This is a genomic window from Fulvivirga ulvae (assembly GCF_021389975.1).
GTDB classification, from domain to species: Bacteria; Bacteroidota; Bacteroidia; order Cytophagales; family Cyclobacteriaceae; genus Fulvivirga; species Fulvivirga ulvae.
Map to the genome: position 1 here is coordinate 2,046,757 of NZ_CP089981.1, position 26,712 is coordinate 2,073,468.

At 39.6% G+C, this 26,712-nt stretch carries 28 protein-coding genes; 15 read left to right on the forward strand and 13 right to left on the reverse strand.

Annotation, left to right across the window (positions count from 1 at the left end; translation table 11 throughout):
- The first annotated feature begins 213 nt into the window (after window positions 1–213).
- The 8 genes from LVD17_RS08405 (at window position 214) to LVD17_RS08440 (ending at window position 6,213) form a co-directional block, all read left to right on the forward strand.
- Entirely contained in the window at window positions 214–1,317 is a 1,104-nt protein-coding gene (locus LVD17_RS08405) for a Glu/Leu/Phe/Val dehydrogenase dimerization domain-containing protein (protein ID WP_233766077.1), read from the forward strand.
- A gap of 143 nt (window positions 1,318–1,460) precedes the next feature.
- A complete protein-coding gene (nusB, locus tag LVD17_RS08410; RefSeq protein WP_233766079.1) occupies window positions 1,461–2,570 on the forward strand; it encodes a transcription antitermination factor NusB in 1,110 nt (369 codons plus the stop codon).
- A 12-nt stretch (window positions 2,571–2,582) separates the two neighbouring features.
- Window positions 2,583–2,900, forward strand: coding sequence for a YtxH domain-containing protein (locus tag LVD17_RS08415; protein WP_233766080.1), 318 nt, complete (start codon window positions 2,583–2,585; stop codon window positions 2,898–2,900).
- 82 nt (window positions 2,901–2,982) lie between these two features.
- The gene (locus tag LVD17_RS08420; RefSeq protein WP_233766082.1) at window positions 2,983–3,522 is read left to right on the forward strand and encodes a DUF1573 domain-containing protein; all 540 of its coding nucleotides are present in this window, start codon (window positions 2,983–2,985) and stop codon (window positions 3,520–3,522) included.
- Window positions 3,523–3,631: 109 nt separating this feature from the next.
- Entirely contained in the window at window positions 3,632–3,958 is a 327-nt protein-coding gene (yajC, locus tag LVD17_RS08425) for a preprotein translocase subunit YajC (protein WP_233766084.1), read from the forward strand.
- A gap of 17 nt (window positions 3,959–3,975) precedes the next feature.
- Complete coding sequence (locus tag LVD17_RS08430) at window positions 3,976–4,917, forward strand: YbbR-like domain-containing protein (RefSeq protein WP_233766086.1); 942 nt, start codon at window positions 3,976–3,978, stop codon at window positions 4,915–4,917.
- Window positions 4,907–5,509, forward strand: a complete 603-nt coding sequence (gene coaE / locus LVD17_RS08435) for a dephospho-CoA kinase (RefSeq protein WP_233766087.1) — start codon at window positions 4,907–4,909, stop codon at window positions 5,507–5,509. Before LVD17_RS08430 ends, coaE begins: the two co-directional genes overlap by 11 nt.
- Window positions 5,509–6,213, forward strand: a complete 705-nt coding sequence (locus LVD17_RS08440) for a 3-keto-5-aminohexanoate cleavage protein (RefSeq protein ID WP_233766088.1) — start codon at window positions 5,509–5,511, stop codon at window positions 6,211–6,213. The genes coaE and LVD17_RS08440 overlap by 1 nt, the downstream gene beginning before the upstream one ends.
- Before the next feature lie 116 nt (window positions 6,214–6,329).
- Here LVD17_RS08440 and LVD17_RS08445 read toward each other — a convergent pair whose 3' ends face one another.
- The 3 genes from LVD17_RS08445 to LVD17_RS08455 form a co-directional block, all read right to left on the reverse strand.
- Window positions 6,330–6,938 (reverse strand): T9SS type A sorting domain-containing protein, encoded by a 609-nt coding sequence (locus tag LVD17_RS08445; RefSeq protein ID WP_233766090.1) that lies wholly within the window; start codon window positions 6,936–6,938, stop codon window positions 6,330–6,332.
- 329 nt (window positions 6,939–7,267) lie between these two features.
- The gene (locus LVD17_RS08450) at window positions 7,268–8,323 is read right to left on the reverse strand and encodes a lysylphosphatidylglycerol synthase transmembrane domain-containing protein (protein ID WP_233766092.1); all 1,056 of its coding nucleotides are present in this window, start codon (window positions 8,321–8,323) and stop codon (window positions 7,268–7,270) included.
- Window positions 8,324–9,073 carry a segregation and condensation protein A gene (locus LVD17_RS08455; protein ID WP_233766094.1) on the reverse strand — a complete coding sequence of 250 codons (750 nt, stop codon included), beginning with the start codon at window positions 9,071–9,073 and terminating at the stop codon, window positions 8,324–8,326.
- A 188-nt stretch (window positions 9,074–9,261) separates the two neighbouring features.
- On the opposite strand from LVD17_RS08455, the gene dxs reads away from it, so the two are divergent.
- Both dxs and LVD17_RS08465 read left to right on the forward strand, forming a co-directional pair.
- On the forward strand, window positions 9,262–11,187 hold the full coding sequence (gene dxs, locus LVD17_RS08460; protein WP_233766096.1) for a 1-deoxy-D-xylulose-5-phosphate synthase: 1,926 nt from the start codon (window positions 9,262–9,264) through the stop codon (window positions 11,185–11,187).
- Between the two features lie 3 nt (window positions 11,188–11,190).
- Entirely contained in the window at window positions 11,191–11,961 is a 771-nt protein-coding gene (locus tag LVD17_RS08465; RefSeq protein ID WP_233766098.1) for an alpha/beta fold hydrolase, read from the forward strand.
- Here LVD17_RS08465 and LVD17_RS08470 read toward each other — a convergent pair.
- Window positions 11,958–12,107, reverse strand: a complete 150-nt coding sequence (locus LVD17_RS08470; protein WP_233766100.1) for a hypothetical protein — start codon at window positions 12,105–12,107, stop codon at window positions 11,958–11,960. The genes LVD17_RS08465 and LVD17_RS08470 overlap by 4 nt on opposite strands.
- A gap of 254 nt (window positions 12,108–12,361) precedes the next feature.
- Here LVD17_RS08470 and LVD17_RS08475 point away from each other — a divergent pair, with 254 nt between their 5' ends.
- Window positions 12,362–14,410: a S9 family peptidase gene (locus tag LVD17_RS08475; RefSeq protein WP_370688831.1), complete on the forward strand. Its 2,049-nt coding sequence runs from the start codon at window positions 12,362–12,364 to the stop codon at window positions 14,408–14,410.
- Between the two features lie 58 nt (window positions 14,411–14,468).
- Here LVD17_RS08475 and LVD17_RS08480 read toward each other — a convergent pair whose 3' ends face one another.
- The 4 genes from LVD17_RS08480 to LVD17_RS08495 form a co-directional block, all read right to left on the reverse strand.
- Window positions 14,469–15,053 (reverse strand): hypothetical protein, encoded by a 585-nt coding sequence (locus LVD17_RS08480; RefSeq protein ID WP_233766102.1) that lies wholly within the window; start codon window positions 15,051–15,053, stop codon window positions 14,469–14,471.
- Complete coding sequence (locus LVD17_RS08485; protein ID WP_233766103.1) at window positions 15,046–15,540, reverse strand: RNA polymerase sigma factor; 495 nt, start codon at window positions 15,538–15,540, stop codon at window positions 15,046–15,048. The genes LVD17_RS08480 and LVD17_RS08485 overlap by 8 nt, the downstream gene beginning before the upstream one ends.
- Before the next feature lie 3 nt (window positions 15,541–15,543).
- On the reverse strand, window positions 15,544–16,374 hold the full coding sequence (locus LVD17_RS08490) for an alpha/beta fold hydrolase (RefSeq protein WP_233766104.1): 831 nt from the start codon (window positions 16,372–16,374) through the stop codon (window positions 15,544–15,546).
- A gap of 153 nt (window positions 16,375–16,527) precedes the next feature.
- Complete coding sequence (locus LVD17_RS08495) at window positions 16,528–17,061, reverse strand: NADase-type glycan-binding domain-containing protein (RefSeq protein ID WP_233766105.1); 534 nt, start codon at window positions 17,059–17,061, stop codon at window positions 16,528–16,530.
- A gap of 473 nt (window positions 17,062–17,534) precedes the next feature.
- Between LVD17_RS08495 and LVD17_RS08500 the strand changes: the two genes are divergently transcribed.
- The 3 genes from LVD17_RS08500 (at window position 17,535) to LVD17_RS08510 (ending at window position 21,833) form a co-directional block, all read left to right on the forward strand.
- Complete coding sequence (locus LVD17_RS08500; protein ID WP_202855696.1) at window positions 17,535–17,759, forward strand: FeoA family protein; 225 nt, start codon at window positions 17,535–17,537, stop codon at window positions 17,757–17,759.
- Window positions 17,760–19,874: a ferrous iron transport protein B gene (gene feoB, locus LVD17_RS08505; RefSeq protein WP_233766106.1), complete on the forward strand. Its 2,115-nt coding sequence runs from the start codon at window positions 17,760–17,762 to the stop codon at window positions 19,872–19,874. It begins immediately after the preceding gene.
- Between the two features lie 168 nt (window positions 19,875–20,042).
- Complete coding sequence (locus LVD17_RS08510) at window positions 20,043–21,833, forward strand: MutS-related protein (protein WP_233766107.1); 1,791 nt, start codon at window positions 20,043–20,045, stop codon at window positions 21,831–21,833.
- A gap of 55 nt (window positions 21,834–21,888) precedes the next feature.
- Here LVD17_RS08510 and LVD17_RS08515 read toward each other — a convergent pair whose 3' ends face one another.
- The 3 genes from LVD17_RS08515 to LVD17_RS08525 all read right to left on the reverse strand — a co-directional run bounded on the left by LVD17_RS08515 (window position 21,889) and on the right by LVD17_RS08525 (window position 23,652).
- On the reverse strand, window positions 21,889–22,545 hold the full coding sequence (locus LVD17_RS08515) for a hypothetical protein (RefSeq protein ID WP_233766108.1): 657 nt from the start codon (window positions 22,543–22,545) through the stop codon (window positions 21,889–21,891).
- 279 nt (window positions 22,546–22,824) lie between these two features.
- Complete coding sequence (locus LVD17_RS08520) at window positions 22,825–23,136, reverse strand: hypothetical protein (protein WP_233766109.1); 312 nt, start codon at window positions 23,134–23,136, stop codon at window positions 22,825–22,827.
- A gap of 210 nt (window positions 23,137–23,346) precedes the next feature.
- Entirely contained in the window at window positions 23,347–23,652 is a 306-nt protein-coding gene (locus tag LVD17_RS08525) for a hypothetical protein (protein WP_233766111.1), read from the reverse strand.
- A gap of 592 nt (window positions 23,653–24,244) precedes the next feature.
- Here LVD17_RS08525 and LVD17_RS08530 point away from each other — a divergent pair.
- On the forward strand, window positions 24,245–24,679 hold the full coding sequence (locus tag LVD17_RS08530; RefSeq protein ID WP_233766112.1) for a helix-turn-helix domain-containing protein: 435 nt from the start codon (window positions 24,245–24,247) through the stop codon (window positions 24,677–24,679).
- Between the two features lie 10 nt (window positions 24,680–24,689).
- On the opposite strand, the gene LVD17_RS08535 is transcribed toward LVD17_RS08530, so the two are convergent.
- Together LVD17_RS08535 and LVD17_RS08540 are read right to left on the reverse strand one after the other, a co-directional pair.
- Window positions 24,690–26,027, reverse strand: a complete 1,338-nt coding sequence (locus LVD17_RS08535) for a tetratricopeptide repeat protein (protein WP_233766113.1) — start codon at window positions 26,025–26,027, stop codon at window positions 24,690–24,692.
- Window positions 26,028–26,136: 109 nt separating this feature from the next.
- A complete protein-coding gene (locus LVD17_RS08540; RefSeq protein ID WP_233766114.1) occupies window positions 26,137–26,298 on the reverse strand; it encodes a hypothetical protein in 162 nt (53 codons plus the stop codon).
- Between the last annotated feature and the right edge of the window lie 414 nt (window positions 26,299–26,712).

Sequence of the window (26,712 nt, forward strand, 5' to 3'; positions counted from 1 at the left end):
TCCTGGTCAAGATAAAATGCTTCATTTAAAGCCATAAACCAAATTTTATATGGGTTTATCTCTAAAACGGGCAGAGACCTTTCAGGTTTTTCGCAAACGTTGCCGGAATTGAAAAAATAACAAAAAAACCTTAATTTTGGCCGACCTTTTTTCTAGAGCATTCCTCTTTTATCAAGGTTCAAAACTACAATAAACTAATTATTTAACATTATTATGATGGAAATAAATGAAGTGGAACGAGTAGGTGAAGGTTCTGTCTTTGGCGGGCTCGCTAAACTCAATCATGAGCAGGTAGTTTTCTGCCATGATCAGGCTACCGGTCTGAAGGCAATCATAGGAATACATAACACAGTACTTGGGCCTGCTCTTGGAGGGACAAGAATGTGGAACTACGCTTCGGAAAAAGAAGCGCTTACTGATGTACTCCGATTGTCAAGAGGAATGACCTACAAAGCGGCTATAACAGGTCTCAACCTGGGCGGTGGAAAGGCCGTTATTATCGGTGATGCTGCCACCATGAAAACCGAAGCTTTTCTTAGAAGGTTCGGTAAGTTTGTAGAGAGCCTGAATGGTAAATACATTACGGCAGAAGATGTTAATATGAAGACTCGCGACATGGAGTACATCGGTATGGAAACATCTCATGTAACAGGCCTGCCCGAAAGTATGGGTGGCGGAGGAGACCCATCTCCTGTTACCGCTTATGGCACTTATCTCGGCATGAAGGCTACTGCCAAAAAAGTATTTGGCAATGATAGTCTCACAGGTAAAAAAATTGGTGTCCAGGGTGTTGGCCAGGTAGGTATGTATCTGGTAGAGCACCTGACAAAAGAAAATGCTGAGGTATACATCACAGATATCAGCCAGGAAAAACTCAAGCAGGTATCGTCAACCTATGGTGCCAAAGTGGTTGGTATGGACGAGATCTATGATATCGACATGGACATTTATTCTCCATGTGCACTTGGAGCTACTCTGAATGATAATACCATCAACAGGTTGAAGTGCCAGATAGTGGCTGGTGCTGCCAACAATCAATTAGAAGATGAGCAAAAGCACGGGCATATGCTTATTGACAAAGGCATAACTTATGCTCCTGACTTTTTGATTAACGCCGGTGGTCTCATCAATGTGTATGAAGAACATCTTGGTGCTTACAACAGAGACAGGGCTTATAACACTGCGGAAAAAATATATGATACCTGTCTTAACATTTTAAATGTAGCACAGGACAAAGGCATTTCAACCCAGGAAGCCGCTATACAATTGGCAGAACAACGAATTGCAGATATAGGTAGGGTTAAATTACCGCGATAAATAAATATTTAACTAATTTTGCAAGGCTGTTTCGGAAGTCAGATAACCGGGCTTTTGAAGCAGCCTAATTTTTTAATTTTTTAGAAAGTCAGTTCTTTCAATTATTGTAAATGCTTAATAGACGAACATTAAGAATTAAAGGGATGCAGACCATTTTCGCTTTCCAGCAAAGCAAGGGAGCAAATTATGGTCTGGCGCAGGAATTTATCAAAGAAAGCTTTGCTCCCGACCTCAACTCCATGGAGGTGCAGGACAAAGAATTACTAAACAAGCAAAAACAAGAAGCTCTACAGATATTTGAAGAGAATTATAAATCTCAAAGTTTTATAAGCTCAAATGGATCTGTTGAGAAGGTCAACGATGTAGTAAATGAAGCTATTCGCGATTACTACCGGCAAATAGACAAAGATTTCAAATTCTTTAAAAAGAATATGGTGATCGAGGCTGAGAAGGTGCTCGATCGCTATATATCTATTTTAAACTTGCTTATTGAGTTAAGTAATCTGGCCGAGAGCGATCCGAAGCAAGATCACAGCAACTTTGTTAAAAATTTGTTAATAAAGGCATTAAAATTTAACAAGTCGCTGGAAAATATTAGCTTGAGGCGAAATATAGGTTGGGACAATTACGAGGGTGAAATTCGCCAATGGTTTAAGGAACTAATCAAAACAGATGAAGCTTATATCAGCTACGGAAAGCTGGTTAGCCCTTCATTTGAACAAGACAAAGACATTGTCAATCATATAGTTAAAAATATTCTGTTTAAGGATGACCTGATTGACAAGTTTATGGAAGAGAAAGACCTTAACTGGAATGAAGACAGGCCTATAGTAAAAAGCCTGACTACAAAAACCATAAAATCAATCACCGAAGAGTTGAGTGATGATTTCGAATTGCAGGAGTTGTCCTACAACTGGGAAGATGACAAGGCGTTCTTTATAAGGCTGTTTGAAGATACTGTAAAAGTAGAAGCAGAATACGAGGATTTAATTGCCAAAAAAACAAAAAACTGGGACATTGATCGTATTGCCACTACGGATAAAATCATACTGGAAATGGCAATTTGTGAAATGATTAATTTCCCCAGCATCCCTGTAAAAGTGACAATTAATGAATATATTGAGGTCGCAAAAAGGTACAGCACTCCGAAGAGTAAAACCTTTATAAATGGTGTACTTGATGTGATAGCCTCCGAACTCATAGACTCAGGTGCTATCAGAAAAAGTGGACGTGGATTAATCGACAACAAATAAAATGCATTAATTATGAGCAGTAAATCAGGAAATTCTTTTTTTGCTTTTTTATTAGGTGCAGCTGCTGGTGCGGCACTTGGTGTTTTATACGCCCCTGATAAAGGATCAAATACCCGCGATAAACTGACCTATCGGTTAGATAAATACAAGCAAATGCTTGAGGAGTTGGTAGAAGATCTAATGTCAGAAAAAAACTCAAATCTAAGTGAGGCTAAAAGCCATGGGCAACGTGTAGTAAGCGACGCTAAAGAAAAGGCAGAAAGATTGCTGGAAGATGTAGATCAGTTGATCTCACATATTAAAAGTGGAGAGAAAAACGAAAAAAAATAAGCGAACGTTTTTTATAAATTTTTGTTTTACCAATTGTTATAATAAAAAGAGCGCAGCTCAATTTTAAATTACTTAATTAATTATGAACAAAGGAATCAAGTTATCATTATTAGTGGCTGTTTTCGCAATGGTTTTCGCAGCTTGTGGAAACAATAAAGAGGCTGAGAAAAGAATTGCTGAATTGGAAAACAGGCTTGCAGAAGTTGAAGGTAACAAAAACCCTACAGCTACTCCTGAAACCAAACCAGAAGAGAAACCAGAAGGCCCTCTTCCTACATTCTCGTTTGAAGAAGACTTTCATGATTTCGGTACTATAAATGAAGGAGATGTTGTAAAGCACACTTTCAAATTTACCAACACTGGTGAGGCTCCGTTGATCATTCAAAATGCTCAGGGTTCATGCGGCTGTACAGTACCTACATGGCCTAAAGAGCCAATCCCGGTGGGTGGAACGGGTGAAATCGTTGCTGAATTCAATAGCAAGGGTAAGCCAAACGTTCAAAACAAAACAGTAACCATCACTGCTAACACATGGCCTAAACAAACCAGGCTAAGAATTAAAGCAGAGGTAACACCAGCTGCCGGCGGAGAAACTCCTGCAGATGGTCCTGTAAAAAAATAAGCAACAATATAGTAAGAACTTAAACTTTTCATCCCAGCTCCTGCAAAGGAGTTGGGATGTTTTTTTTATTAGCGTATTTTAGCAGAAATTTTAACGATTCAATACGATTATGATCAAAACTATATTATTGCAGGCAGATGGTGGTGGTGGAGGTATTCAATCACTGATACTTTTTGGGGGAGTAGCCCTCGTTTTCTACTTTTTCATGATCCGGCCCCAGCAGAAAAAGCAGAAGGAGCAGAAAAAGTTTATTGAAGAGATCAAAAGAGGCGATCAGGTCGTTACCGTTGGCGGAATCCATGGCAAAGTAATGAGCACCGATGAAACTACCGTAGTACTTGAGGTAGATAAAGGAGTGAAAATGACTTTTCAGAAGAGCTCTATATCTCTGGATGCCAGCAAACCTGCCCCAGTGAAAGGTGAAAAGAAAAGTTGAGCAAACTAAATGACATATTGAAATCTTTAAGACCCGATAAGACTAATCGTCTTCGGGTCATCATTCTTTGTGTATTTGCGGCAACTACATTCTGGTTTTTGAATGCACTCAATGAGAACTACTCCACTACATTAAAATATCCTTTACAATTTGTCTACGATAAGGAAAAGTATATTGCCATTGAGGAGCTTCCGGAAAATATTCAGGTTAATGTCAGTGGTTTAGGCTGGAACTTGTTTAGAAACAGCCTTGGCATCAAAGTTACCCCTTTACGCATAGTTCTGGAGTCTCCCTCAGAACTTAAAAAAATAACCGGAGGAGCTTTACCCGCACTCATATCTGATCAAATCAGCGAGGTGGAGCTTAATTATGTACTTACGGATACCCTCCATATTAACATCGACAGAAAAACAACCCGGACTTTTCCAGTAAAAATTGATAGCACAGCAATTTCTCTGGCCTCAGGCTATCGAGTTGTTAACTCCATAAGGTACACACCCGACTCCGTAACTCTTGAAGGTCCTGATGGTATATTGACTCAAATGCCTGACACGCTGCTCGTAAGTATTCCACAAAAAGACATTGATGAGAATTTCAAGGAAGATGTCCCCGTCAATACTCCAAATAATAATCTAATTAAAAGAAACCCTCCGACATTAAACATCGTTTTTGGTGTTGAGGAATTTATTCAAACCTCAGAGAGTACCCCTCTTAAAACAGTAAACTTTCCGGAAAATGGGAAAGCATATATTGAAAAGAATACTATCAACATCGGATTTCTGGTGAGCCAGTCAAAAAGGGAAGAGGTAACATCTGAAGATTTCGAGGCAGTGGTTGATTACAATGACATCAATAAGACTGACTCGACTATCGCACCCAAGCTTGTTAAATATCCCGGCTACATTCAGGAAGTATCACTGGACACCACAAGAGTAAAAGTCCGCTTCAATGAAGAATAAACCTCTCGAAATAGGGGTCACCGGAGGTATCGGATCTGGTAAAAGCCTGGTATGCAAGATCTTTTCCCTACTGGGTGTACCTGTATACAACTCCGACAACAGGGCAAAATGGATAACAAATAATAGCAAAAAAGTACGGAGGAAGATAACCAATAGGTTTGGGACTGAAGCCTATACAGCCGAAGGATTGAACAGGGATTATATGGCTGGTAAAGTATTTAATGATCCGGCCCAGTTGAAAATTCTTAACGCTATCGTACACCCTGCAGTTGGCCAGGATTATGACCTGTGGGTGACAAGCAATTGTCAACAGCCGTACCTAATAAAAGAGGCAGCGCTGATTTTCGAGGCAGGTTCTTACAAACGCCTCTACAAAGTTATTAATGTATCCGCCCCTGAGGACCTGCGGATCCGGCGTGTACTGCGGAGAGACCCTTTTCGGAACGAAAAGGAGATAAAATCAATCATTGAAAAACAAATGGCTGAAGTGGATAGGCAACAGCGATCCGATTATAATGTTTTCAACGATGAGAAGAAAATGCTTATTCCTCAGATCCTGGATCTACACGAAGAAATCCTAAGCCTTATCTGATGTCGCTACATTTACAGGCAGCATTAAATGGAGGTCGGAATAAAAGAGATAACAAAAATATACCCGTTTCCATACATGAGTTGACTAAAGATGCTGTTGATGCCGTAAAGGCAGGTGCAGGGTCCATTCATCTACATCCGATGGATTCAGGCAATAATGAAACCCTTGACCCCGAAAGGGTAGCAGAAACGCTTTTAAGCATTAGATCAGCTGTTCAGGTACCCGTTGGCATCAGCACTGGCGAATGGATTAGTGGTCCAAAAACTCTGGACATGATCAAAAACTGGTACGTATTGCCTGACTTTGCATCAGTGAACATTCATGAGTCAGCAGCGACAGATGTAATATCTATATTGTGGCAAAAAGGAATAGGTATTGAAGCTGGACTCTGGAGCATAAAAAGTGCGCAAAAATTTCTAAAGATACCAACCACTGGTTTTATAAGGATTTTAATAGAACCTATGGAAAGTGACACCGCCGTCGCTATCAAGAGTACACAATCCATAATAGCTCTGCTTCAAAAAAATGAGATAACAATCCCCCTTCTTCTTCACGGACAAAACGAAAATGCCTGGAAGATACTGGCCTATGCAAGAGCAATGGGGCTAAGTAGCAGAATAGGCTTTGAAGATACTTTATGGCTGCCGGATGGCAAGCCTGCAAACAGTAATTGTGAATTAATAGATGCTGCCTTAATGTTCTAAATAAGGTACTAGACTACAAAAATTTACATTACACTAGCTTATAAAAAAATAAGGCTGTATTTGTTAAATACAGCCAATTGCCATGTTAATGTGTAAGAAAAAGTATGAGGCTATACTTATAGCTCATACTTTTTTACTTCACCGTCAATTTCTACTTCAATTGTGGCTTTTTTAGCCATTCTTTTAAAGTTGTAAAGCTTGCAAAAAGCTCTTTCAAATGACTCCGCTGAGCTATACACAACTTTCTCGTCTGCATTCAAAATCCTGATGTTAGCTTTAGTTTCACCAGATTGGATAATTGTAAGTTTATATACATCTTCCTTTCCTGTCAAGGGAGCTACTTTCACGATATTCAAATCCACTGGCACATCATTGCTTGGAGCAACAGAACCATGATAGATCATTTTTTTGCTTATTGTATTTCCTTCAATTACTTCTAGGGTATACACACCATCAGGCATTTGGCTGAAATTATATGGCCTTACAAAAGCATTAACTTTCTTAATAGTTTCGGTAAACACCAATCTGTTCTCAGCATTCCAAATATTGATGATGGTTTTAGCATCACCTTTACCCATGAACAATACACGGTATACGTTGCTCTCCTCTGTACTAACCTCTACCTTTGGAGCTGCTGTGTTGCTTCCTTTTTCTCCATCAGTGGCATTTACTGCTAAGCTTATTACTGTAAAAAGCGTAGCTAAAATTGCATTTCTTGTTTTCATGTCTGTTTAATTTTGAGTTTTAATTTTCATTTGACACTGCAAATGTCGACACGAAAAGCCTAATAAGTGTTTATGAGATGTTCAAGACATTCTTAAGTATTCGTTATGCACAACGCCACTTTTTGCCTCGGTTGTTATGCTTGTTTTAAAAAGGGGTCAAAACAGCCAAAAAATACCATAAGTGAAAATTTGGTTAGTATGCAAAAGATCAGAAGCGGATATTTCACTTAAATAAAAAGCCAAATTTTAGGTTGGCCAAGTTCACAAAACCAAAGAATAATTGGTGTTAATAATCACTTAACATTCACCTGAAGCCTGTTATATAAATGTCAGTATTTAACGTATGCCTCTTTTTTCTTGCCCCTAAAAAAAACTCTCTTTATCCATCTTGGCAGAATAAGTGCGCCAATAATCAGATACGGATAGTAAGTTAAAAGCCTCCAAAACAGTGTTACGCCTAACGTAAATTCATTGAGGTAAACTGTAAAGAATTCGATGAAAAAGTTTTCTGCCAGCCCTGAACCTCCCGGTGTAGGAGAAATAAGCATCACGACCCAAAGTATAAGGTGCTTACCCAATAGCAAAAGGTGATCGGTTATGACAAGGTCGTTGGCGTATGCGGCGATCAAACAATTAAGGATGGCATAGCGGGAGATCCAGGCTACTATTGTAGCAAGTATTATTTTGCCCCAATATCTTTTTTTCTTGCCCTTAATGAGTGAGCTCGCCCACATCACTTCATTGCCATGCTGATATGCCGCATACCTCCATTTTCTGAGAAACCTGATCGATGTAATCTTTATAAGTATCCATTTAAATAGTCTTGGCCTGAAGAAGAGTGCAAAGATCATTATGAAGGTATAGATCGCTATCAGCGAATAGCTTGAGACAAACAGCCCTTTAAGAGTGCCCTCAAAGTCAGGGAAGTAATTAGGGTCGATGAGTAAAAGAGCCACCGGCGCAAACACTACAAAGAAAAGGTTATCAAGTATAGCCGTGAGCATCGTGTATGCTATGGACTTACCCAGGTTGATCCCCTCTTTTAGTAATATAAAAACAGCAACTGCGGTGCCACCAACCACGGAAGGGGTTACTGCGGAAGCAAATTCCCATAGCAAGATCACATAAACACTGCTGGACCAGCTCAAATCTTCATTAGTAAGTGTGCGGATTCTGTAAATATAGGCAAGCTCTTTGATCACAAGCACGCCGAAAGCCATTACGATGGGGAAAATATCAGCCTGAAAAACCAGGTTTATTTTTTGAGGTGTAAAACTATCATCTGTAACTACAAGGAATGCTACAAAACCTACACTGATGGCCACTGGCAACCAGATCTTGTTAGGATTCAGCGTCTTCAGTATTTTTTGGGTATCCAGGTTCATCTACTCGGCTGCCACTTGCTCCAGTTTTTCGATCCAGAAGTTATTGAACCCTTCACCTAAATGCATGGTAATAAGGTTCATCTGAAGCAGTTCAAGTATTGCCAGAAAGTTAAAAATTACAGCTATTTTGTTTGGATCATAAGCTATTATTTTTTCAAAAGCCAGCTTTGGTATTTTTTCCAGGGTATTCATTACGTAATCACGCTGGCCGGAAATAGTATATGGATATTGTATTACCTCGTGTCTCGGTTTGTTTTTTTCAACTTCATATCGCTCCATCACCTTCAGATACACTTTCAAAAGCTTATAGAGATCCATATCCTGAAGCTCAGACTCCACATTGACTGTTTCAGACAGCGATCTTACTTCCTTCATGAGGTTGCCACGTTTCTCTTTTTCTATCTCTTGCTCCTCCATCTGCTGAAGCTGCTCGAGTACAGATTTGTACTTTTTATACTCCAGCAGGTGCCTTACCAGCTCCTCGCGCGGGTCTATTTCATTACCTTCTTCGTCCAATTGAGGTCTGGGCAAAAGCATTTTTGATTTAATACGCATTAATGTAGCGGCTACAAGAATAAATTCGCTGGCTACCTCTATGTTCATTTCCTCTAGTCGGTGTAAATAGTCAAGGAAATCGCCTGTGATTTTTGATATGGGAATATCGTGTATGTCGAGCTCATCTCTTTCAATAAAAAAGAGCAGAAGGTCAAATGGGCCCTCAAAAAGCGGTAATTTTATTTCAAAGCTCAAAACAAATAATTGCTTTAAATTTTTCTTGCAGAACTTCAAAGATATTACTTATACCCTGAAATAATATCCGGTTGATAAAAAAAATGTACTTTTGAACTTTATAAGAAGAAATAGCCGTTTGCAATAGGTAAATAAAACACTTAACTTAAGTTATTGTTTAACAGTTACATCATCGATTTTTCTATATAATGCTGATTGAACCCGGAAAACTTTTAGCCACTGTAAACAACCCTGACGATTTAAAAAAGCTTGATCAGACACAGTTGGTGCAGTTATGTGAAGAACTGCGAACCTTTATTATCGACAATGTTTCTGTCTACGGTGGCCATTTTGGGGCAAGCCTTGGTGTTGTGGAACTTACCGTAGCCTTGCATTATATCTTCAATACCCCAAAAGATCAGCTTGTATGGGATGTTGGCCACCAGGCTTACGGCCATAAAATACTTACAGGCAGAAGAGATGTTTTCCACACCAACAGGATGTACAAAGGCATGTCTGGCTTTCCGAAAATGAAAGAAAGTGAGTATGATGCCTTTGGAGTAGGTCACTCCTCCACTTCGATATCTGCTGCCCTCGGTATGGCTGTTGCCTCCAAGTATAAAGGGGATGAAACAAAGCAGCACATAGCTGTTATTGGCGACGGTGCTATGACAGGCGGTTTGGCATTTGAAGGGATGAACCATGCCGGGGTTTCTAACTCTAACCTGCTCATTATTCTCAATGACAATTGCATGTCTATAGATCCCAATGTGGGGGCTTTAAAGGATTATCTGACCGATATCACGACATCTCATACTTATAATAAAATGAAAGATGAAGTATGGAATGTACTAGGTAGGATCAGCAAGTTCGGACCAAATGCCCGGGAAATTATTTCAAAAGTAGAGAATAGCGTCAAATCATTTTTGCTTAGCCAAAGCAACATGTTTGAATCGCTTAACCTGAGATACTTCGGCCCGGTTGACGGCCATGATGTTAATCACCTGGTGAGCGTACTCGATGACCTGAAAGATATTAAAGGGCCTAAAATCCTTCACTGTATCACCAGAAAGGGAAAAGGCTATGGACCTTCGGAAAATGGCAACCAGACTACCTGGCATGCCCCGGGTAAATTCGATAAGCTTACGGGAGAGATTCGCAAAAAGGTACATGAAACTCCCCAGCCTCCAAAATATCAGGACGTATTCGGCCATACACTTGTAGAACTGGCCGAAAACAATGACAAAATCATAGGCATCACTCCTGCTATGCCTTCCGGCTCCTCTATGAATATTATGATGAAAGCTATGCCGGACAGAGCTTTTGATGTTGGTATTGCCGAGCAGCATGCCGTTACCTTTTCAGCAGGACTTGCTACTCAAGGTTTGATTCCCTTCTGTAATATTTACAGCACTTTTATGCAAAGGGCTTTTGATCAGGTGGTGCATGATGTGTGTATTCAGGATCTACCGGTAAACTTCTTCCTGGACAGAGCAGGGTTCGCAGGTGCAGACGGACCTACGCACCACGGAGCTTACGACATAGCATATATGCGCTGTATACCTAATATGATCGTGGCATCACCAATGAACGAATCGGAACTCCGAAACCTGATGTACACTTCTCAATTGCCTCGCAAAGGCAAAGCTTTTACTATAAGATATCCACGCGGTCAAGGTGTAATATCTGAGTGGAAAACACCCATGGAAGAGGTAAAAATAGGCACTGGCAGAAAAATAAAAGATGGTGAAGAAGTAGCCATTCTCACCATCGGTCATATCGGGAACTATGTAGTTGAAGCTTGTGAAAGGCTTACGAAGAAGGACCTTAATCCTGCTCACTATGATATGCGCTTTGTGAAGCCGCTTGATGAGGAGATGCTCCATGAAGTTTTCGGTAAATACAAGAAAATAATAACCATAGAAGATGGTTGTCTGATGGGTGGTTTTGGAAGCGCTGTTTTAGAATTTATGGCAGAGAATAATTACTCTGCGCAAATAAAAAGGCTTGGCATTCCTGATGCTATAATAGAGCATGGGGAGCAAATAGAGCTTCAAAAAGAATGTGGATTTGACCCGGAAGGAATAGAAAAGGCTGTAATAGCCCTCACCGAACCCGCGCTCGCGAAGAATTGATCCATGGCAATTTCTTTTACAGAAAAAGGTAACGGCTTTCCTGTTGTATTGATTCATGGCTTTTGTGAAACAAGCGAAATATGGACTGATTTTGCAGATGCACTTGCAGAACATTATAGGGTATTAGCACCTGATCTTCCCGGCTTTGGAAATACGCCATTACCGAAGAGTGACTTTAATATCGACGATGTTGCCGAAATGGTCTATCAGTGGCTTAAAATGCTAAACATCGACAAAATGGTTATGATCGGGCATTCTTTGGGCGGCTATATAACTCTTGCATTTGCGCACAAATACCCGGACATTCTGAGTGGCATAGGCCTGTTCCATTCCACGGCATTTGCTGATAGTGATGAAAAGAAATCCTCAAGAAACAAGACCATTGACTTTGTAAAGGATAGGGGCGTCGATGTATTTGCACACTCATTTGTGCCGCAGTTATTTTATATCAAAAACAGAGCTACTCTGAAAAAAGATGTCGAGAGTGTGGTAAATTCGGCTGCAAAAACTGCAGAGGTCAGCCTCGTGGCATACACCAAAGCTATGCGCGACCGCCCTGACCGAACGGATGTATTAAAATCTCTCGCAGTTCCAATTTTGATTGTAGCCGGCAATAAGGATACTTCCGTGCCTATTGAACATATTTATGCGCAGGAGCTTATGCCTAAAAAAGCAGTAGTGCATATCTTCGATAATGTGGGACATATGGGCATGTTTGAGACCAAAGAAAAGTCTCTGAGAGCCGTTCAGGGTTTTGTCGCTTATTGTACTTAGCCTCCACAACCAAGGTTTTTCTTTAAATTCCTGTCAGGAAGCACCCCTCGGTGCTCCTTTTCCTCTTCAAACTCCGGCTCTCGGTCTTTTTTGTCCCCTTTAGCCTCCTCTTTTTGCTTTACCTCTTTTTTATTCTTATCACTCATACTTTCGAAAGTTTTGCTGTCCATTCAAACATAAAATAGACCATAGTAAAAAACTATGTATTACATTTAACAGTTTTTAATGACCTTGGGTTTATCTAAACTGGTTATCTAAAGACCATTTCAAATATAAAAGTAATCGTCTTTAGCCTAGTGCCTCAAACTTTTTAACATATATGAAATTATTACGTCAATACACTTTTGCTCTGCTGATAACCTGTATTTTTGCAAGTTGTGAAAAAAATGAGAAAGAAACGATGAAGAAACCTCTACCTCCAAAGGCAGAAAAAATTGAAAAACAACTTGTAGCCCACGGGCATACCAGAATAGATAATTATTACTGGCTGAATAATCGTGAAGACCAAAAGGTAATTGACTACCTGAATGCTGAAAATGCCTATACAGATACACTGATGAAGCACACAGAGGATTTTCAGGAGAAACTTTACAATGAGATTGTAGGCCGTATAAAACAAACTGATGAATCCGTGCCTTATATGTCAAATGGATATTGGTACTATACCCGATACGAAGAAGGACAGGAGTACCCTATCTATTGCCGCAAAAAAGAGTCTTTGGAAAATGAAGAAGAGGTAATGCTCAATGTCAACGTAATGGCCGAAGGGCACGAATATTATCACGCTACAGGCCTGAATGTAAGCCTTGATAATAATCTGTTGGCCTTTGGCATAGATACAGTAAGCCGAAGACAGTACACCATTTATGTAAAGAATCTTAAAACCGGCCAACTCCTTGATATGTCCATCGATAATACGACCGGAAGCAGTACCTGGGCAAACGATAATAAAACACTTTTCTACACCAAAAAGGATCCGAACACCCTGCGGTCTAACCAGATATTCAAGCACCGTCTGGGTGCAAAAACTGAGGATGACCTGATATTTGAAGAGGAGGATGATACCTTTTACACCGGAATATATAAAACCAAGTCGGACCAGTATCTCATTATCTGGTCTGGCAGCACGCTTACTAACGACTACAGGATATTAAATGCCAATGATCCTGAGGGAGAATTCCGGCAGTTCTCTCCAAGAGAAAAGGGGTTGGAATATTCCATTGAGCATTACAACGATAAATTCTATGTTGTAACAAACCTGGACGCCGTGAATTTCAGGCTGATGGAAACTTCTGTTGAAAAAACTCACAAAGAAAACTGGAAAGAAGTTATTGCACATGACCCTGAGGTGTATCTTGAAAATATAGAGGTTTTCAAAAATCATCTGGTAGTTGAAGAACGTTCTAAAGGGCTCTCTCATTTGAGGATCATTGACCAGAAGACTAAGAAGGAGCATTACCTAGACTTTGGTGAAGAAGCCTATACCGCTTATATCTCTGTTAACCCTGAGTTTAACACTAACCTGCTGCGTTATGGCTATACTTCACTCACCACGCCAAATTCTACCTTTGATTATAACATGGAAACCCGTGATAAAATACTACTTAAAGAGCAGGAAGTGGTAGGTGGCTACAACAAGGAAGAGTATGAGACCAAACGACTCTACGCTGAAGCCAGGGATGGAGTGAAGGTGCCCATTTCCCTCGTCTATAAAAAATCACTTAGAAAGCCGGAAGGTAACCCAACTTTATTATATGGGTATGGTTCATATGGAGCTACTATGGATCCTTCTTTCAGCTCCACCAGACTGAGCTTACTGGAAAGAGGCTTCGTGTTTGCGATTGCCCATATCCGAGGAAGCCAAATGCTCGGCCGCGAATGGTATGAAGAAGGTAAAATGTTTAAGAAGAAAAATACTTTTAATGATTTTATCGACTGTGCAGAATACCTGGTTCAGCAGCAATATGCTCAGAATGACAACCTGTTTGGCATGGGCGGTAGCGCCGGAGGCTTGCTGATGGGTGCTGTCGTTAATCAAAGACCGGATCTTTGGAAAGGAGTAGTTGCCGCAGTGCCTTTTGTAGATGTAATGACTACTATGCTGGACGAAAGTATACCGCTAACAACCGGCGAATATGATGAATGGGGTAACCCTAATAATAAAGACTCTTATGAATATATGTTGTCGTATTCCCCTTATGATAATGTAAAAGCGCAAAACTATCCTAACATGTTGATTACTACAGGCTTACATGATTCCCAGGTACAGTATTGGGAACCCGCCAAATGGGTGGCCAAGCTTCGTGAAATGAAAACAGATGATAATAAGCTTTTGCTCAAGACTAACATGGATGCGGGTCATGGCGGGGCTTCCGGCAGATTTGAGAAGTTCAGAGAAGTTGCGTTGGATTATGCTTTTATTCTTGACCTTGCCGGAGTAAAAGAATAAGGGCCTTGCACAACCTCTTTAGCCCCGTCTTGCTTGTTCGCCAGACGGGGTTTTTCATTTATTCAAGTTGCGTCCTTATTTCCGTAATTTCTTTTAAAGCAGCCATCTCTTTGTTAATCCCTGTATTGATAACTATAGTAAGTACCGCAGCCATAACCACATAGCCTATATCCATAACAATAACCCAGAATTTTGGAAGATAGGCTAAAAACTCTGGGGTCAAGAGATAAAACCCCAGGGAGTACAACAAAACTATCGTAATGGTAATAGGTCCATGTATACGTTTTCTCCATGCATAAAACTTCGACGCCTGAAACGCAGTGGTTTTTGTGTCTGCATTAAATTCAATCTGATCTGCCTTTCTATGACTCACAAGTTCGATGATGATCCTGACAATCAATCCGCCGACCATAAGCACAATACCCAACCTACTTATAACTTCCTGCATGGGAGCTACGAAATAGAAGAACAGGCTTATTCCAGCACAAACCACCGTCAAAATGGCTACATTTCCCATGTGAAACTTTTTGGATTTGCTGTGGTTTTGCATCACGAGGCGTTGCATATCTATAGCAGCCATGCCAGTGGGTGCGTCCTGTTTGCCATCTTTCCATACGGATTTTAATGATTCAAAATTATCCATGGTTATCCATTAATTCATTTAATTTTTGCTTTATACGGTGAATTTTCACCCTTAAATTTCCTTCCTTAATACCTGTCACCTCTGCAATCTCATCATATTTCATTTCATCAAGAACAAGCATAATAACTATCCTGTCAACATCATTCAATCTGCCTATTGCATGGTGTAGCTCCTCATACTTATCGCTGGGCTCCGATTGATGAACGAGGTTGTCGTGGCGGTCATCAAGGGATTGCATATCAAACTTTTTATTATTTCTGATATGTAGCAGGCAGGTGTTGACACATATTCGATAGATCCAGGTTTTGGGTGACGCTTCCTGCCTGAATTTTGGAAGCGCCCGCCAGACCTGTATGAAAACTTCCTGAGTAAGGTCTTTCGCCAAATCTTTCCCGCCTTTCATATAGCCCAGGCACAAGGCATAGACCATGGCCTGGTACTGATTGTAAAAGTCTTGAAACTGCTCCTGATATCTTGCTGATGACATTATTTACTGAAGAAATGCGGTTACTTGTTTAATTAACCAATCTTTTTGGTCAAACATGATAAAGTGTTTGCTGCCCTCTGCAATCTTAATTTCTTTATGATTCAATTTTGCAAATTGATTATTTAAGTTTTCACTTACGGCTTCTTTGGTTGGAAAATCAGCAGCCAAAATTAATGTCTCAGCTGTAATACCAGCTATTTCTTCCCTTAAATCGACTTTGAGTAAGTCTGTATAACCATAGGTATAAGTTTTACGATCCGCTGCCTCGATCCATGCGGTAAGCTGATCTACTTTTTCAGATTGATTGGTCATAGAGGAGGCCATGTATCTGGCGTTCTGATGAAACTCCTCCTCATTCATGGCAAGCATACGCTGATTATAGGGATTATCATAGGTGATATCATCGGCCTTTACATGCGGCATCATAAGCTGTCTGATACAGGGAAGAGCATCAACCAAAATTAGCTTTTCTACCAATTCCGGAGATTCCGCAGCTATATCCATTGCCAGCATGCCTCCCATACTGTGGCCTATGATGATGGCCTTACCTGGCTTTTGCTTCGTAATATATTCTTTCAGATCTCTTTTAATGGTTTCATACCAAGGCATATCTATCGGATCAATACCATTGAAACCTGCATAAGAAACCTGGTGGTATTGAAAGTTGCTACCTAGTGCATCGACCGTTTCATCCCAAATTTCACCAGGACAGGTAAAGCCAGGAAGAAATAATACTGCAGGTCCATTTCCTCTTTTTTCTACCTGAATTGATTGTTGAGCATAGGTGATGAAGCTGATCAAAACTGCTACAACTATTAAAGTTAATTTTTTCATGATTGTATCCGTTTTATATTTATTGCTTGGATACAATCATTTAAGGATTGTTACAGTAAGGGGGCAAAATTTTTTTAAAGTTTATGTAGCTGTCAGATTTTCGTAACTATAAGTATCATCATTCAAGATTTTTTATTCATCGCCTAACGATAGCTAATGGACATCAATTCCATCAAAATAAATTTCGGCGATAGCTGTATCATCATATTTTTTCCCTTTGTATACTTCCAAAATTTCGAATTTTAATTTCCACAGTTCTTTAAGTTTTAAGATTTCCGTATCGGACCTATCTTCATAACTGATAGGTTTAAATTTAAAATGTTGGTCTTCCCCTATATCTTTTAGATTTAAATCGGCAATGGGTTTATCATTATAATAAACCCTCAACTTCTTTACCCTTGAGTTTGTAGTCCATGTTGATAAGCTTTTTACATAACCATTTGTAATTATTATTTCAGTGATTCGGGGGCTTTCCGGAGCAAATTCATAAATTAAATATTCACCGATGCCATATCCATCAACTCCCTCAATCCAGGCATTTTTATAATTTAGATCGTGCGCGTTCTTTGGCAGATAGTGGTTTTCTCCCTGACTGGTCAGATGGCTTGAGGCTGAAACTGACCTGGGTCCTCCTCCACAATACCAGCTACAGCCACCTCCAATGATATCCCAAACGTTCTCCTTCATTTCGTCGCAATACTTCAAAATCTCATGCTCGGATGTTGTTAACTGCTGCCAGCTTCTTCCTTCGGCATTCATATTATTTAAGACCACTTCACAATCTTTAAGTGCTTCGGGAGAGTTGAATTTTTCTATAAATTCAATGCTAATGAGCCAAAAGTAACAGGATCAAGCGTTTGAATGTTCTGGCTGCTTAAATCAGCAGAGGATCCGGTTAAGAGTAGTATTGTAAAGTGATTTCATTATCTTTTTAGTCTAAACTTATGTAAAATTTAGCTTTAGAAAAAAATTACACTTCAGGCGAAAAGTATGGTCTGGTTCCCAGAGCAAGACTTCTAAATGGATCGTTTGATAACACTTATTTAACCTATGACAAAAATCAGCTACAGAAGTGACCTGTTTTTAAACCAATTCTTTGGGAATAACGTCTTTAGAGTATATCTTCGCAGTAGTTTATAATTAATCTAAATAAAGAGTACGTGAATTTAAGAAGTGTAGCAGATTTAACCCCCGGTGAAAGTGGCATAATCAATGGATTCATGGACGATACCCTTTCTTTAAAACTTCTGGAAATGGGTTGCCTTCCCGGCCAACCTATAAAATTCAATTTTGCTGCTCCTTTAGGAGACCCAATCTGTGTGAGTGTAGCAGGGTATAACCTTTCTCTGAGGCTGGACGAGGCGATCACTATTTCTATTCAATAAATGTTAAAAAGCGATATCCCAAAAATTGCGCTGGTTGGGAATCCAAATTCCGGTAAGTCTTCCCTTTTTAACCATCTTACCGGCCTAAACCAAAAAATAGGCAATTTCCCCGGTGTAACCGTCGATAAAAAAACCGGATACTGTAAATTAGATGATCACACTAAAGCTGAAATCATCGATCTTCCCGGCACTTACAGTATCTACCCTAACTCCACTGACGAGAAGATTGTCTATGATATACTAGGCAATAAAGCGGACCCTCTCCACCCGGATGTGGTTGTGGTTATTGTTGATGCTTCCAATTTTAAGCGTAATCTTTTACTTTTTACTCAGATCCATGATCTGAATATCCCATGTGTTCTTGTTCTGAATATGATGGATATCGTTGAGAAAACGGGGCTTGCTATAGACGCTGATAAACTGTCATCGGAGCTAGGTGTACCGGTAATACCGATGAAGGCAAGAAAAGGGCACGGGATTGATGTGTTAAAGAAAACTCTGGCAGCAAACGCCCAACAGAATTTTCGACCTATATTTAATGCTCATGATCTTGCTCCGCAAGCTATTGAGGCCATTAAGGAGACTTTTTCGGTTAAAGACGATTATGTTGCCTACCAGATGCTGCAGCAATATCGGATTAATTCTACGTTGACTGAGAACGAAAAGAACCTTATCATTGATATTGCTGAAAAGTACCATTTTAATCGGGATGAACTCAGAAGAAAAGAAACTCTGGAAAGGTATGCTGCGATCAATCATTTCATTGATGGTGCAGTAAAGGAAACTTTTACTCAACTCCCCAAACGATGGACCCAAACACTGGATAGGGTATTTACACATAAGATATGGGGCTACCTGATCTTTTTATTCATCCTGTTTTTAATATTCCAATCCATTTTTGCCTGGGCTACTGTACCCATGGATTTTATTGATCTTACTTTCTCCGAATTAAGTGTTTTCCTAAAATCTCAATTGCCAGAAGGTGCACTCAACGAACTATTTACCGAAGGTATTATACCTGGTATAGGTGGTATAGTTATTTTTATACCGCAGATAGCCATACTATTTGCTTTTATATCTATTCTGGAGGAAACCGGCTACATGTCACGCGTCGTTTTTCTTATGGACAAGATCATGAGAAAATTCGGTCTTAATGGCAAAAGTGTGGTACCACTTATTTCAGGGGTGGCATGTGCTATTCCTGCCATTATGGCCACAAGAACTATTGAAAACTGGAAAGAACGCCTTATTACTATTTTTGTTACTCCTTTGATGAGTTGCTCTGCCAGGCTCCCGGTTTATACTATTTTAATTGCACTTATTATCCCCGAAAAAACAATTGGTGGCGTGTTCAACCTTCAGGGCCTGGCGCTTATGGGTATGTACCTGCTAGGTTTTGTAGCAGCTATTGTATCAGCATTTATAATGAAGCTAATTCTGAAAACCAGGGAGAGAAGCTTTCTGGTAATGGAGCTGCCCACATACAAGATGCCCAGATGGAAGAATGTCGGCTTAACCATGTATGAAAAGTCTAAGACCTTTGTTTATGAAGCTGGTAAGATAATACTAGCTGTCTCGATAGTGCTTTGGGTGCTGGCCTCCTACGGACCTGCTAATAAACTGGAGAGAGCGGAAGAAATTGTAGCCCAAGCATATAGTCAGGAAAACCTGACTGAGGAAGAACTTGAAAACAAAATTGAATCCTTTAAGCTTGAGAACTCATATGCAGGCATATTTGGCAAAACTATAGAGCCCGTCATTAAGCCTCTCGGATATGATTGGAAAATAGGCATTGCGTTAATTACTTCTTTCGCAGCAAGGGAGGTGTTTGTAGGTACCATGGCTACTATATACAGCATTGGCAATGTAGAAGACGAAAGCACCATAAAAAGTCGGATGCGCAATGAAATAAACCCCGAAACAGGTAAAAAGCGCTACGATTTTGCCACTGGCCTCTCTCTTTTGGTTTTTTATGCTTTTGCTATGCAATGTATGAGTACAATAGCCATAGTCTACCGCGAGACCAAAGGCTGGAAATGGCCAATGATCCAGCTCGGTTATATGACAGCCCTTGCTTATATCTGTGCACTCGCAATTTATCAGACTTTTTCTTAGTGACTAAATGGCTATGTTAGCAGGCAGGCGGCCTTTTCACCCGAGAAAATAAGGAACGAAGTAATTATTCTACTCATACACTGTAAGTTTTTAAGAAGTTATATCACTAGTCTTCTCAGATCTGGATTTGTGAAGAAGTATATTTGTATTTATAAAAATTAAAGCGATTTGAATCCCCTCAATGTTTTCAAAGAAAGAAAGACTCGTTTTGAAAAATCATTCATCGAGTTTAATAGAAATTATAACTCAATAGCCGCTGTCAGAGTCAGCCTGTTTATTGCTGCCATTGTGCTTGTTGTAGTATTTGCAAATACCCGCGAAGGTATTGGTATAGGAGTTACTCTCGTTACGTTTCCTGTTATTTTCGGACTTATTGTAAGAAGACACAACAAAATTGCAGAAAGCCGTGATCTCGCCAGATTTTCAGCCCTGGTGAACCAACAGGAAACTGATCGGCTTGAAAATCGAATGAATGATCTTGAGCAGGGTGGGCGGTTCAAAAACAAAAAGCACCCTTACCTTCACGATCTTGATATTTTCGGACACAATTCTATTTATCAACTGATTAGCCGGGCAGTAACGCCTTCAGGGCAAACACTTGTAGCCAAATGGCTCTCTGAGTCAGCCCGGAAGCAGGACATCATACTCAGACAGGAAGCTGTACAGGAAATGGCTTCCATGCTTGATTGGAGACAAGGTTTTCAGGCTTCAGGTATGCAGCATAAGGAAGAAGAAAATAATTTTCATTCCCTGTTAGAATGGATTAATGAGCCCAACAGGGTTTTGGATAAAGTACTTTACAGAGTTTTGTCCTATTTATTACCCACTATAACCATTGTGCTTATTTTATTTAATATTTATGCAGGATTAAACATATACTACACAATAGCCGTCCTTGCAATCAATGGTATTATTCTGAAGAAATTTGCAGAATATGTTGAAAACATCACGGAGAAGACATTTAAAAGTCTGAAGACTCTACTTGCCTATGGAAGGATGATCAGGGTAATTGAAACAGCAAATTTCCAAAGTGAACGGCTTAAGTTCTTACAAAGCGCGTTCGTTCATGCGGACCACAATGCCTCGGATTCGATATTGAAATTACAAAAGATACTCGATTACCTGCAGGCTCGCTCAAATATGTTTTATCTTTTCTTCAATTTCGGCCTTCTGTTTGACCTTCACCTGGTATTCAAAGCAGAGAAATGGAAGAAACAGCAAAAAACTGATGTCAGCCAGTGGTTTGATCATATCGGAGAGTTTGAAGCTATTAGCAGCCTGGCTGGGTTTGCCTACGCTAATCCGCAATATTGCATGCCAGGAATCAGCGAAACTGATTATGCACTTGAGGCAGAGGAAATGGGTCATCCGCTCATCCCGGAAAACGAAAGGGTTTCCAATACCATCAAAATGCGGGGTAAGGGTACCGTCAATATTATAACCGGATCGAACATGTCAGGTAAAAGCACTTTTTTACGAACGGTGGGGATCAATATAGCTCTGGCCCTGGCCGGTGGGCCGGTTTGTGCCAAATCTTTTACTGTATCGCGGCTTCAGGTATTTACCAGTATGCGTACTGAGGATAACCTGGAGGAACATGTGTCTTCTTTCTATGCTGAGTTGCGCAGGATAAGAATGCTCCTCGACATACTCGAAAAAAATGAAATTCCAGTACTGTACATGCTCGATGAAATACTAAAAGGTACCAATTCCAAAGATCGCCATGCGGGAGCCGCAGCACTCATCCGGCAGATTTCGGACACTGACTCTATGGGTTTCGTTTCTACTCATGACCTTGAGCTTGGCCTGTTGACCAATGAACTTGCAAACCTAAAAAACTACAGCTTTAACAGCATCGTGGAAGGAGATGAGATTATTTTCAATTACACCCTCGAAGAAGGTATATGCCATAGTTTCAATGCCAGTAAGCTGATGGAGAAGATCGGTATAAAGATGTAAATACTACCAAAAGCTAGAACCTTAAAATCAAAGGTTTGAAGAGATCAAATATTACCTAAGATATTTGATCATAACATTTTTTCAAAAATTCTTTTTCTGTTGTGTCATTGGCACCCTTAGACTTCCTTAATTTAATTGCAACCTCATATGTTCCTACGTATAACAAACTTCTCCTATATGACTTTAATTCTTCCTGATAGGAAAATGTTTCTTCCTTCCCATCGATTTCATAGACACCCCACATGTTATCATCATAGGTCTCATTTCGAAAATCATTCACAAATAGCAATTCTCTATCTTCTTTGATTTTCTTATTATAAAAGTGAAGCAGAGGAGGTACTCCAACCCTGACCACTCGTATATCATTTTCAATACAGCCTCCATATTTAAAACCTATTACACCATTAGATGGAACATTAACCACAATAGAACTGTCCCCTTCAATGACTTCTCCACAGGGCACATTATAAATAAGAGATATCATTCCTTCATAATTCCTCGGAAGAACAATTGCTTTTTCCTTATTTTCATAGTATTGATTAAAATAGCTTGAAAGAAACTGGTGTTCTACTTTTTTATAAAGGGCTTCCTTTTGCGCACCTTCAATGAGTTTCAAATTTAGTGGCTCCCAATCATTATATTTCAACTCCTTTTTGACTTCTCTTTCAATAAGTAATATCCACATATACATTAACTTGTCCAAATCAGCCAAAAAAGGTGATTTAAGTATATAGGACCTCATGTCCAAACCTCTAAATTCATGTTTATATCTTTCCTTACCGGTTTGAACATCAATTATAGACAGAGGATAGTCTGTCTTTGATAACCTAAAAAAATCTCCATCAAAACGGTAAAGACCATACGCCTCAAATAAAAGCTCCTCGGATTGGATCTGTTCTTTATGGTTTAAATAAAATTCAATAAGGTAATATAAATCTTCAAACTTACGAGATGTCTTGATAGGCTTATAAATAGCCTGACTATTTAATCTTTAGATAAAGATGTTATCGTTAGACTTCCATAATAGAAAGGCATACTTATGCTCATCGGTACCATCCTCATTAATCATCCCTGCAGGAAATGAGTTATCTGTTTTATAAAAAAGTAATACAGTATCAATACCAGAACTTAATAATGCTTCTCTCAAACTATCAGCTGCTTGATAAGCAGAGATATGAGAAATAGGAATATCCTTATCCCTTTGTTGTATCAACATCTCCTTGATTTCAATTAATGTTTGCGAATAGCTACAGTAACTGGATATTAGAATTAAGGCCAAAAAAGAAATAAAAGGAAGTCTCATTACATATGTTTATTACTAATAATTTACAATGTAACTAGGAACTCGCATAAATAAAACTAGTACAAGCGGGGGTCACCTCAGCAAAAATTAGTTATGATGTCCATACTGCGTTGGCTAAGTCCATTATGTCTGCTTCCATAGCAAACATAAGATTACTCCTACACCGACTACATTAAATTTAGGGTTGTTTCGGTTCTCCATTCCCCTGTTTCAATTCTCTGGAATGTTGACAGGGTCCTTGAGCACCATTAGCTGTACAATTTCCCGGTATCGCTTCAGGCGCTCTACCTGTCCGTGAAGAGAATAGTATAAGTATGCGAACTCTCGCTCGTATTCATCAATAAATTGGCTTTTCTTCATCAGTTCAAGGAGTTCCTTTTCATAGATGATGTAGGCAAACTCCATGTTGTCCTGTTCGTAATGCACGATCAGATCACCGGCACTGGCAATCAGATTATCCAGGCCATTCAGAAGTTCCCTATATTTTCCTTTAGACATTTCCCACGATGTACTCATATTTTATATTCTTAAAGTTAAACAGGCCCTGGTGAGCCCTTGACTTGGTGGTTGAACCCAAGCGGATGTAAACAAATGTTATGGTGGGGCGCTCCTGATAGTCATCGCGGGAAGGTGCCTTCACACCTTCCTTTGATGATAATCAACCTAAACCCAATCGGCGGGTATCTTAAATGGCTCAGGTATTTTCAAATCACAAATTCATATTCGATATATAGTGTATAAATAAACGATATTTCGAATAAAAAGTCAACAGTAAATAAGAATTAATTTTTAGTCTTACTTTAGCTAAGCCGCCTTACCCGCCAATCTGTCCGTTTTATCAGAAGTCTCTATGGATTTTAACAAGTCAATGATCTAATTTTCACTAACATGCTTGCTGCCTTTTATATACTTCCCCTGAAACAGCTTTTAAACCGATTAGATAAAATTTGCATAAATCATAAGCTCCGAATTCTTATGTTTCATTATATTTAAAAAATATGAGGTGGTATGGGTGCTTAACTATTGTCTGAAAGCATATTTGACAATCAGGGAAAGTTTTTGATACAACCTCATCATTATTATATTTGCCCCATAAACAAGTTTTCCATTGGCATACACTGGTAATAAGATAGCTCACTTTCGAAAAAAGAACGGACTTACTCAAGAGGACATCCGTCAGGAAGTATACAAACAGACAGGTAAAAAATTCAGACAAGGCACCATCTCTTCGTGGGAAAATGGGAAAACAGCACCAGATATGGATATCCTTAGCGTGCTGGCTTCTATTTTGCGCGTAAGCGTAGATGATCTGTATGATAGGCCCGGACCTGAAATTGAAGATATAATGACGGCCGACCTGATCAGGTTTAAAGATGGGCTTGCCGAGGCACAGGGCCTTTTCGCTCAACAGAATGCCAAAGAAGCGTACCAGCATATGGAAGCATTGTGCATTGAAATGCTCAAAAAGATGAATACCATCTCCGGCTCCTATGAAAAAGTACAGGCTCAGCTTAGAGCAGTGCGGGAAATTACCAGAATGTAACACCACTGCTTTACCATTCAAGAACTTGCCTGATCTTGTATATTTTGCGACTGGTAGTAAACAGAATAGCTCCTGTTATTACCACAAGCGCAAAAAGCACTATTACAGCATAGCCGTAGCGTGAGTTCAATTGTATTTCAGCAGTTTTCTGCTTCTTTTCATTGTCAAGTTCCACAGACAGGCCCAACGCAGCCTGTAGCGCCTTGAAATTCGTTTTATCTACCATTTCTTCTTCAAGTAAATCCTGCATGGCATCAAGTAACAACACATTTTCATACTGTTCAATATTCACTGGCTTGCCTGCTTTGCGCAATGCCACATATGATTGCCGAATGAGTCGTAAAGACTCCTGTAAGTGCTCATTAATAACATCTTTATCTGCCTCCTCTATGGCATGTTCCAGGTATTGAACACCTTGCTCATGGTCTCCCTGTAGTTGGTACAGTCGCCCTAAGATATTAAGCAACCCGGCAATTCTCTGACTATTTTCCATTTGATTCGATAAAGTCATGGCTCTGCCTAGCCATTTCCCCGCCTCTTTATACAATCCCTGCTCCATATATACTTCTCCTATATTGGCAAAACCTATAGCTTGCTGTTCTTCTTGAGCCACATCTGTATATCTGAGTGACTTCAGGTAATTATCTACGGCTTCCGGGTAATGCTTGGCGTGATAATACATGGTGCCCATCTGGTTGTAGATACGATTGAGATAGTAGAGCTTATTTTCAGTTAATTCATTTGCCAATGTCAATGCAGATTCGAAATAGAGCCTGGCAGAATCATACTTCGGTTGGGAGGTAGCAAAATAACAAAGACCCAGGTTCAGATCCGCAATCAGCTGGTTTTTTGTTTCATTTAAAGCATAATGAATCGCGCCAGTCCTTTGATAGAATTTTTTCGCATATTCATAATTTCCGGTTTCAACAAAAACACTTCCTATATTATCTAAAACCACCGCAATTCGTAGAGTATCTTTAATCTTCTCAAGATGACCTATGGCTTCCAGGTAAAGATCTATGGCCTTGATATAGTCACGTTGACCTTTTTTAATTAATCCCATGTTGTAGCAGGACTTGCCTGCAACAAGATAATCTCCTGTTCTTACTGCCAACTGCCTTTGCAGGGCCAGATAATGATATGCCGCCGTCATATCCAAAACCTTATTATGTGCCTTGTAGAGCGCATTATAAATACTCAACTTAGACACATCATTGGACTCATTCACCAGTAATGCTTCCAGTTGCTTAATGTCCTCTGGCAAAGTCGGGGTGGAAGGTTCGGCTATTTCAGAGTTACAGGCTACAAACAGCAATACTGTCACTATTGTTGTAAAGACATACTTCATATCCAGGTGGTTGTTTAAATAGTCACCCAAATAGAAACTTTAATAAACACCTTTACAAACACATTATAGCCGATACCTTACATAGTTAAATTATCTCGTAGATTGCCTCTTACATTGGCCCATGGTCCTCAGCCTCATTGCCAATAGTAGCTGCCGGCTCCTCAATATTTACAGGTTGAGGTACAATGTTATCTGACTCATCGGCACAAGATGAAAAGCCGAACGCGGTGAAAATTACACCTAGTACAATCATGGAATTTCTTAGTTTCATAGCGATTATTTTTAAAGTTTGTACAAGTATAATTTGAATGCTGTTTTTAAAATACTTCATTTAATATTCTAAGGCACTCCCGTATGTCATCAGTGCATTTTCATTCATATTAAAGCATAATTAGTCACTAATACGGGTTAATATATGCGATAAATCTTTTTAAGTGCTTGTAAGAGTTTTACAGTTTATGAAGTATACGCCATGAAATAATATCAACTTAGGTAAAAGCTTACACCCTGATGCATTGATTTTGCACCGTCTTGCATGAATTTTGTGGTGTATTTTAAATATGGTAAGTCTCAGGTCTGTTATTACCATCCATTTTGGAATTGTCAACGGCTATATTTCAGATGAATAAACTCGGCCCTTCCTCTGCAGGATAACCTGTAATTGGTAAGCAGAGGCTAACGTTAG

Coding starts and splice junctions, on each gene's coding strand:
- feoB (WP_233766106.1), top strand. CDS start 17,760: ATGTTAAAAAGCGATATCCCAAAAATTGCGCTGGTTGGGAATCCAAAT.
- LVD17_RS08485 (WP_233766103.1), bottom strand. CDS start 15,540: ATGTCATCAGCAAGATATCAGGAGCAGTTTCAAGACTTTTACAATCAG.
- LVD17_RS08525 (WP_233766111.1), bottom strand. CDS start 23,652: ATGAGTACATCGTGGGAAATGTCTAAAGGAAAATATAGGGAACTTCTG.
- yajC (WP_233766084.1), top strand. CDS start 3,632: ATGATCAAAACTATATTATTGCAGGCAGATGGTGGTGGTGGAGGTATT.
- LVD17_RS08445 (WP_233766090.1), bottom strand. CDS start 6,938: ATGAAAACAAGAAATGCAATTTTAGCTACGCTTTTTACAGTAATAAGC.
- LVD17_RS08405 (WP_233766077.1), top strand. CDS start 214: ATGATGGAAATAAATGAAGTGGAACGAGTAGGTGAAGGTTCTGTCTTT.
- LVD17_RS08520 (WP_233766109.1), bottom strand. CDS start 23,136: ATGAGACTTCCTTTTATTTCTTTTTTGGCCTTAATTCTAATATCCAGT.
- LVD17_RS08480 (WP_233766102.1), bottom strand. CDS start 15,053: ATGGATAATTTTGAATCATTAAAATCCGTATGGAAAGATGGCAAACAG.
- LVD17_RS08495 (WP_233766105.1), bottom strand. CDS start 17,061: ATGAAGGAGAACGTTTGGGATATCATTGGAGGTGGCTGTAGCTGGTAT.
- LVD17_RS08450 (WP_233766092.1), bottom strand. CDS start 8,323: ATGAACCTGGATACCCAAAAAATACTGAAGACGCTGAATCCTAACAAG.
- LVD17_RS08465 (WP_233766098.1), top strand. CDS start 11,191: ATGGCAATTTCTTTTACAGAAAAAGGTAACGGCTTTCCTGTTGTATTG.
- coaE (WP_233766087.1), top strand. CDS start 4,907: ATGAAGAATAAACCTCTCGAAATAGGGGTCACCGGAGGTATCGGATCT.
- LVD17_RS08540 (WP_233766114.1), bottom strand. CDS start 26,298: ATGAAACTAAGAAATTCCATGATTGTACTAGGTGTAATTTTCACCGCG.
- LVD17_RS08415 (WP_233766080.1), top strand. CDS start 2,583: ATGAGCAGTAAATCAGGAAATTCTTTTTTTGCTTTTTTATTAGGTGCA.
- LVD17_RS08475 (WP_370688831.1), top strand. CDS start 12,362: ATGAAGAAACCTCTACCTCCAAAGGCAGAAAAAATTGAAAAACAACTT.
- nusB (WP_233766079.1), top strand. CDS start 1,461: ATGCAGACCATTTTCGCTTTCCAGCAAAGCAAGGGAGCAAATTATGGT.
- LVD17_RS08490 (WP_233766104.1), bottom strand. CDS start 16,374: ATGAAAAAATTAACTTTAATAGTTGTAGCAGTTTTGATCAGCTTCATC.
- dxs (WP_233766096.1), top strand. CDS start 9,262: ATGCTGATTGAACCCGGAAAACTTTTAGCCACTGTAAACAACCCTGAC.
- LVD17_RS08535 (WP_233766113.1), bottom strand. CDS start 26,027: ATGAAGTATGTCTTTACAACAATAGTGACAGTATTGCTGTTTGTAGCC.
- LVD17_RS08470 (WP_233766100.1), bottom strand. CDS start 12,107: ATGAGTGATAAGAATAAAAAAGAGGTAAAGCAAAAAGAGGAGGCTAAA.
- LVD17_RS08420 (WP_233766082.1), top strand. CDS start 2,983: ATGAACAAAGGAATCAAGTTATCATTATTAGTGGCTGTTTTCGCAATG.
- LVD17_RS08440 (WP_233766088.1), top strand. CDS start 5,509: ATGTCGCTACATTTACAGGCAGCATTAAATGGAGGTCGGAATAAAAGA.